The sequence below is a fragment of the Corynebacterium intestinale genome, assembly GCF_023574125.1.
GTDB lineage: Bacteria > Actinomycetota > Actinomycetes > Mycobacteriales > Mycobacteriaceae > Corynebacterium > Corynebacterium hesseae.
This window is the reverse complement of sequence record NZ_JAMKFF010000016.1, coordinates 21,485-28,649: the sequence shown is the minus strand read 5'-3', so window position 1 is coordinate 28,649 and position 7,165 is coordinate 21,485. Positions and strand designations below refer to the sequence as shown.

Sequence of the window (7,165 nt, the reverse complement as noted above, 5' to 3'; positions counted from 1 at the left end):
CAAAAACACCAAAGACTCCCTGCCCAAAAAGCAGGGAGACTCCACGTCCAAAAAGTCATTGGACTCCTAGCCCAAAAAGTTACTGGACTCCGTGTCCAAAAAGCCCATGGACATAACACACGTTGCCTAAGCCATCCCCGAATGGGTTGCGCCCAGCATCGCTGCGCCGACGGCGATAGCGCTCAAGATCCGCTTGCGCCATGTGGCCCAGCTCTTCGCCGTCCACCAGGAGCCAGGGAAGCGGGTTGGGATCCGCCATGCGGCGCGGCCGGCCCTGATGCGGTGAGGACAACATGGTGCGGATATCCGCTCGTGCCTGGTCCAGTTCCCCGAGGTCCTTCGGGCTCAACGAGGTTTTTATGGTCTTGCCGCCACCGGTTCCAACAACCTCAGCCTTGAGCATGCTAAAAGAAAAGACTCCAGAGGGAATCGAGGGATTGCGCATGTCCACTTTGTCGAAGGCAAGGACGTCGTCATCGTCGAAAACCAGAATGAGCCCTTGCGGGGTGATGTACGCCCAGGCCTCGTGCTGCATGTCGACGTCTACCCGATAGAACCCAATGAGCGGCTCGTCCGGCTCCAGCAGCCCATAGGCATTGAGCTGGATTGTTCCCACTCCGCCGCACTGCGCAAAGCCGTGGTCCCACAGGTAGTGCATCTGCCCTTGCAACAGCAATTCCCAGAGGCCTCGAATGAAGTCAGAGAGGAGCGCACCGTATCTGGCTGCCAGCGGCTTGTGGATGCGCAGGTAGCCAGATCGAATCTCAAACACGATGGGATACGTCAGGGGCAGCGACTCGACGAAGTCGGCATCGATATCCATGCGGTCGCTATTTACCTCAATGAATTCTTCCGCCGGGAAAAGATGCTCCACCACGAGAGTGTTGCCTTCTTTACGAGTATCAAGGATCCACGGGGAATTCAGGCGACAGTTCTCGATGTAGCCGTGGAGAACCGCTTGCACCTCGGCATCGCTGAACTGCTGGTGATTAAGCCGGACAACGCTGTCTCCCTGCACAAACCGCATTCTCAGCTCTTCGGCCACGCTCACTCCTCCGTCCTTAGGATCCCATGCGCCTCGAAAACTCTGCGAGGCGCACCTGTGTACCCACCCAAACTAATTGTGGTGCAATTTTAGACCATCGTGACTAAAGTGACTGCAGATACTTTCTTCGCTCCCATCTTTATCAGCTCGCTTGACCCCGCTAGGAGAACTCCACTATGTCTCTGTCCCGCCGTTCACTTATCAAAGCTGGCGCTCTCGCGCTGACCGCCGGCGCCATAGGCAGCCAAGCACCTGCCGCCCTCGCTGTGGGCCCAGCTGTGGGCACCATCATTGACTTCTCAGCCGGTGTCCCTTCTGCGCGCGCGATCAAGGCCGCAGGCCACCTTGGCGCCATCCGCTATGTTTCCCAGCGTCGCCCCGGCGCCGACTGGATGAAGGGCAAGCCGGTCACGCTGGCGGAGACGAAGGCCAACGCTGCTGCCGGTCTGAAGACCGCCTCCATCTACCAGTTCGGACGCGCCGACACCGCCGACTGGCTCAACGGCGCTGCGGGCGCTGCTATCCACGCGCCGCAGGCCATCGCCATCCACAAGGCTGCCGGCGGGCCAACAGGCCGCCCCATCTACATCGCTATCGATGACAACCCCACCCGCCCCCAGTATGAAAACCAGATCCGCCCTTACCTCAAGGCCTTCTCGACAGCGCTGAGCGCGGCCGGCTACCAGACCGGCGTATACGGCAATTACAACGTCATCGATTGGTGCGTTGCCGACCGCATTGGCCAGTTCTACTGGATGCACGATTGGGGCTCGGGCGGCAAGATTCACCCGCACACCACCATCCACCAGAAGGCAAAGAACCAGGCCACCATCGACGGCGTGACCTGCGATATTAACACCGTCTATGCCAATGACTGGGGCCAGTGGACCCCGGGCCAAGGCGCGGTGACGCCGCCCAAGGTCAAGGACATCCCGGCCGTGCCGGACAACGTCTCGCTGCCCAACATCGCCCTGCCGGATCCCACTGGTCGAGGCTCCAGTGTGAGCAGTGATGGCATCACCATTGCTGGTTCTTCCATCAGCAATGACCAAGTGCGCGGCGCGGTGGATATCCTCAACACCGTGCGCAAGTCCATGGGCTAAACGCCTTACTGCAGCGCAGTCCCCTACCTCGCCGCAGTCGTCTTCGACGCCGAAGCCTTAGAACTCGAAGCCGGCGAGGACGCAGTGGAGGACGGCTCCGCAGATGAGGACGCTGCTGTTGGCGACGTCGCCGCGGACGTTGTGGAGGTCGCTCTGGTGGTAGCGGTGGACGTCGCCAAGCGCGTGGCAACAGCACTGGGGTTGGCCAGCGCCTCCTTATTCAGGTTGTTGCCCTTCACCAGGTTCTTACCGGTGATTTCCTTGCGCACATAGGACGTGAGTTCCTGAGCGCTTCCTTCGATGGACGCAGCTACAACGAAGTTCTCCCCAAAAGACACCGAGGAATGGCGGTCCTTGCTGTCCGACCATCCCCACTTAGAGCCCACGACGTCGCTTAGCTTCGCGGTGCCATAGTTCTGCTCATATCCATCGGCCGATACGGCATCGGCGTGGGACATCGCCACCAGCACAGGGTGCGTCGGATCATCCTCCATGAGCTGGACAATGAACCGCACCACGTCATAGGTAGAGGTCATGGAATGCCCCCAGTCCTCCCCCGCGGACGTAGACTTCAGCCCGTATTCCTTGGCTATTGAATCGATGGACCGCGGGTATTTCTCAAAGAGCTTCCCGGCGCTCTCATCGGAGGAATCAGAAATCATGTCCAGCGCTACGTACTTGTCCTCAAAGGACCCGCGTTCCAGCACGTAGGTGGCGATGTAGAGCTTGATCAGGCTCAAAGCATAACGCGGCTGGTGTTCGGTGGCCGAGCCCATGTGCATGCCCGTCTCAATGCGGTAATACGTGATGGCCTTGGACTCATCGCCCTTGAGGAACTGACCTACTGAGTCCGGGACAGCTGCCAGTTGCAGCTGTCCTTTCCTATGTGTGATGGGTCCAGGCTTGCGTGCGCTGGTCTGCGCTGAACCGCCAGCCGTGGAGTCTTCTTCATGTGCTGGCGAGCATGCAGTAAGACTCGCTGCTCCGAGCACGCACGCCAGAAGGGCGGCACCAGCTCGCGCTGACACCGCCCTGTGAGAAGGCTGAGAGTAAAACACAGAACCTGAGTCTACTCTCTACCGTCCGAAACGTAGCGTTTTAGGTGTTTTAGTGGTCCACCGGAGCCTCAACACCCACACCGGTCAGGGAGCGAACCTCCATCTCTGCGGACAGCTCTTCCAGGTTGTCCGGCGGGGTCATGATGGAGACGATCCAGCCCGCGAAGAAGGCCAGCGGGATGGTGACCAGGCCCGGGGAGGACAGCGGGAAGATGGACCAATCGGCGTTCGGGAACATCGAGGTCGGGGAACCGGATACCGCCGGGGACAGGAAGATGAGTACCAAGCAGGAGATAACACCGGTGTACATCGATGCCACAGCGCCCGCGGTGTTGAAACGGCGCCAGTACAGGGAGTACAGGATGGTCGGCAGGTTAGCGGATGCCGCAACCGCGAAGGCCAGGGACACCAGGAAGGCAACGTTTTGGGTCATGGCCAGGATGCCCAGAATGATGGCGACAATACCCAGGACAACCACGGTGATCTGGGAGACGCGAACCTGCTCAGCCTCGGTGGACTCACCGTTGCGGATAACGGAGTGGTAGATGTCGTGCGCAATCGAGGCCGATGCAGTAATGGCGAGGCCGGCGACGACAGCCAGAACGGTAGCGAAGGCCACCGCGGAAATGACCGCCATGAAGATGGAGCCACCGATTTCCAGGGCCAGCAGCGGTGCCGCGGAGTTAGCACCACCCGGTGCGGCGAGGATGCGGTCCGGGCCAACCAGGGCGGCAGCGCCGTAGCCCAGAACCAGAGTCATGAGGTAGAAGGCACCGATGATGACGATGGCCCAGGTAACGGAGCGGCGAGCCTCGGTCGCGGTCGGCACCGTGTAGAAGCGCATGAGAACGTGCGGCAGGCCGCCAACACCGAGAACGAGGGCGATACCCAGGGAGATGAAGTCAAGCTTGGTGGTGAGGTTCTTGCCGTACTTCAGGCCCGGCTCCATGATCTGGGAGGCTTCGTAGCCGCCTTCCTTGATAGCTTCGGAATTAGCGTGCATATCAATCGCCTGGGTAAAGAGTGCGCTGAAGCCGCCCTTCAACAAGACAAAGGTGAGGATGCACATGATGACCACGCCGGTCACCAAGAGCACGGCCTTGATCATCTGCACGTAGGTCGTGCCCTTCATGCCGCCAACAAGAACGTAAACGATCATGAGGATGCCCACGATGCCGACGACGACGGCCTGCCACTTGAAATCGTGAATATTCAGGAGCACGGCCACGAGGGAGCCTGCGCCGGCCATCTGCGCGATGAGGTAGAACAGCGACACGAACAGGGTCGAAATCGCAGCTGCCACGCGCACCGGGCGCTGCTTAAGGCGGAAGGACAACACGTCCGCCATGGTGAAGCGGCCAACGTTGCGCATCGGCTCCGCGACGAGCATCAGTGCAACGAGCCAGGCGACGAAGAAGCCGACCGAGTAGAGGAAGCCATCGTAGCCGTTGAGCGCAACGGCGCCGACGATGCCCAGGAAGGACGCGGCGGACAGGTAGTCGCCAGAGATAGCAAGGCCGTTCTGCCGGCCGGAGAAACTACCGCCGCCGGTGTAAAAGTCAGAGGCTTCCTTCGTGGACTTGCCGGCGCGAAGCACCACGTACATGGTGACGACAAGGAAGGCGGCGAAGACTGAGATATTCAGAATCGGGTTGCCGGCGGAGGATTCCGCTGCGGCCAAGGTAATGGTCTGCATTGTTTAGCCCTCCAGTTCCTGGCGAATGGCCGCTGCCTGCGGCTCGATGTTTTTGTTGGCGTAGTTGACGTAGATGTACGTGATGATGAAGGTTGTCAGGAACTGGGCGAGGCCAAAGACAAGGCCGATGTTCCAACCGCCACCAAGTTCTATGGCCATGAAGCTGGGGGCAAAGACCGCAGCCAGCACATAGAGGACGTACCACACAAAGAACGCCACAGTCATGGGGAAGGTGAATTTGCGGTACGCGCTGCGCAGCTTGGCAAACTGCGGGCTGTCACGCATCTCGATGAACTCTTGCGGCGTAGGTTCGCGGCGCGAGTTAATCGAAGCAGGTGCGTCAGTCATGTCGCTCTCCTTACAAGGGGTCTTTTCTCCACAAACCGCGGTGAGAGACAAAGGGGTAGTGTCTTCAATCACGTTTTGTCTTGCACAGTAAGTTACCTAACCGCTCTTGCAAGGTTGTAAATCCTGCCAAGAAAAGTTAATAACATACACTTTCGCTACCCCCTACCCCTGCAACTACAAGGGATTTCTATCTCGCTGCTAGCACCCCCACAGGAGATTCCAAAGGAAGAATCTAATTTAGCAAACCGAAACTTCACAGAGTCTTTCACAGATCTTCACTCCCCCACCCCTCACGATTCCCGCTCCCCTGAGCACACAACAAAGCCCGCCTTCAGCGTCCTCCCCCTCTCCCCTAACGATATAAGAAGAAAGAGCAAGGCACTGAAGGCGGGCTCCACCGCTCGCGGGCGTTTGATACGCCCCACGTGTTTCGGCTTTAGGCGCCAGGGAACTCTCGCGGGTCCTTGAACATACGGCCAAAGCCTTCCTGGCCATCAAGCGCATCAAGAGCCGCTACGTCTTCGGACGTAAGCTCAACCTCTGCGGCAGCGAAGTTTTCTGCAAGGCGCTCCCGGCGGCTGGACTTCGGGATAACAGAAATCCCCTTGCTCAGCAGGTACGCCAGCACCGCCTGTCCGGCAGTGATGCTATGCTTCTCAGCGACGGACTGAACCACCGGGTTGTTGAGCACAACGCCGCGCGCCAACGGCGACCAAGCCTCCGTCACGATGCCGTGCTTGGCGTGGAATTCGCGCAGCTCCGGCTGGGTGAAGCCCGGGTGCAGCTCCACCTGGTTGAGAACCGGGACGATACCGGTCTCATCAATCAGGGTTTGCAAGGTTTCCTCATAGAAGTTGGCCACGCCAATCGACGCAATCTGACCCATGCCCTGCATGCGGGCAATCTCCTCGAACGTCTCCACATAGAGCCCACCCTGCGGCCACGGCCAGTGGATGAGGTAGAGGTCAAGGTAGTCCAGCTGCAGTTTGTCCAAGGATTCACGGAAGGCTTGGCCTACCTTGTCCTTGCCGTGATGGTCGTGCCAGACCTTGCTGGTGATAAACAGCTCATCCCGGGTTACGTCACCGGCCTTCATGGCCTCATTCAGTGCCTGCCCAAGTTCTTCTTCATTCTCGTACAGAGTCGCAGTATCGAAGTGGCGGTAGCCCAGATCGATGGCTTCACGCACGGAGCGGATGAGATCCTCTCCGCGCAGCTTGTAGGTTCCGAGACCCATCAGCGGCATCTCGCGGTCATCAATGAACGTGGTTTGTGGGACACTCATATCCCCCATTGTGCCGCACTTTAGCTTCCTGTGGGGGCGAAGCATAGCTCCTCAGCGTTTTAATCCGAACCCATGCACGCGAAACGCCCTGACCTGCCGTGTACTACTGCACGGCCGGGCAGGGCGTCGTTTAGGAAAACAGAAAGGGCTAAGCCCTCTCCCCTAGGCGCGGATGAGATCGATGACGAAGGTCAGCGTGCGACCCGACAGCGGGTGTGCGCCACCGGCCGGACCGTAGGCCTTCTCCGGCGGGATGACCAGCTTGCGGCGGCCGCCGACCTTCATGCCGGGGATGCCTTCTTGCCAGCCGGCGATGAGACCGGTCAGCGGGAACTCGATGGACTGGCCACGGCCCCATGAAGAGTCAAACTCCTGGTTCGTCTCGTAGTCAACACCAACGTAGTGGACCTCAACGAAGCCGCCCGGCTGGGCTTCGGCACCGTCACCCACCACGATGTCTTCGATGACAAGGTCCTGGGGAGCAGGCTCCGTTGCCGGCTCAATTACGGGCTTTTCCATTGGGGATTATCCTCCTTGGATTACTTTCTTCTTTGCTGGCCGCATACGCGTGGGCCGAGCCACAACGTTCCCCAGTATAAGCGGAGATGCGGGGCTCGGCCCTAGAAACCC

Annotated in this window: 7 protein-coding genes; 1 reads left to right on the top strand and 6 read right to left on the bottom strand. The window is 59.5% G+C overall.

The features are described from left to right. Positions 1 to 79: 79 nt before the first annotated feature. Positions 80 to 1,051, bottom strand: a complete 972-nt coding sequence (locus tag M5J06_RS12295) for a hypothetical protein (RefSeq protein WP_250224775.1) — start codon at positions 1,049 to 1,051, stop codon at positions 80 to 82. Between the two features lie 170 nt (positions 1,052 to 1,221). Between M5J06_RS12295 and M5J06_RS12290 the strand changes: the two genes are divergently transcribed. Beyond that, positions 1,222 to 2,148 carry a DUF1906 domain-containing protein gene (locus M5J06_RS12290; protein WP_250224774.1) on the top strand — a complete coding sequence of 309 codons (927 nt, stop codon included), beginning with the start codon at positions 1,222 to 1,224 and terminating at the stop codon, positions 2,146 to 2,148. A 23-nt stretch (positions 2,149 to 2,171) separates the two neighbouring features. Here M5J06_RS12290 and M5J06_RS12285 read toward each other — a convergent pair whose 3' ends face one another. The 5 genes from M5J06_RS12285 to M5J06_RS12265 all read right to left on the bottom strand — a co-directional run bounded on the left by M5J06_RS12285 (position 2,172) and on the right by M5J06_RS12265 (position 7,054). Further along, complete coding sequence (locus tag M5J06_RS12285) at positions 2,172 to 3,206, bottom strand: hypothetical protein (protein WP_250224773.1); 1,035 nt, start codon at positions 3,204 to 3,206, stop codon at positions 2,172 to 2,174. Between the two features lie 49 nt (positions 3,207 to 3,255). Then, on the bottom strand, positions 3,256 to 4,902 hold the full coding sequence (locus M5J06_RS12280) for a monocarboxylic acid transporter (RefSeq protein ID WP_070531594.1): 1,647 nt from the start codon (positions 4,900 to 4,902) through the stop codon (positions 3,256 to 3,258). A gap of 3 nt (positions 4,903 to 4,905) precedes the next feature. Then, on the bottom strand, positions 4,906 to 5,250 hold the full coding sequence (locus tag M5J06_RS12275; RefSeq protein WP_070523091.1) for a DUF485 domain-containing protein: 345 nt from the start codon (positions 5,248 to 5,250) through the stop codon (positions 4,906 to 4,908). Positions 5,251 to 5,686: 436 nt separating this feature from the next. After that, entirely contained in the window at positions 5,687 to 6,544 is an 858-nt protein-coding gene (locus tag M5J06_RS12270) for an aldo/keto reductase (protein WP_250224772.1), read from the bottom strand. Between the two features lie 153 nt (positions 6,545 to 6,697). Further along, positions 6,698 to 7,054: an FKBP-type peptidyl-prolyl cis-trans isomerase gene (locus tag M5J06_RS12265; protein ID WP_010187736.1), complete on the bottom strand. Its 357-nt coding sequence runs from the start codon at positions 7,052 to 7,054 to the stop codon at positions 6,698 to 6,700. Positions 7,055 to 7,165: the final 111 nt, after the last annotated feature.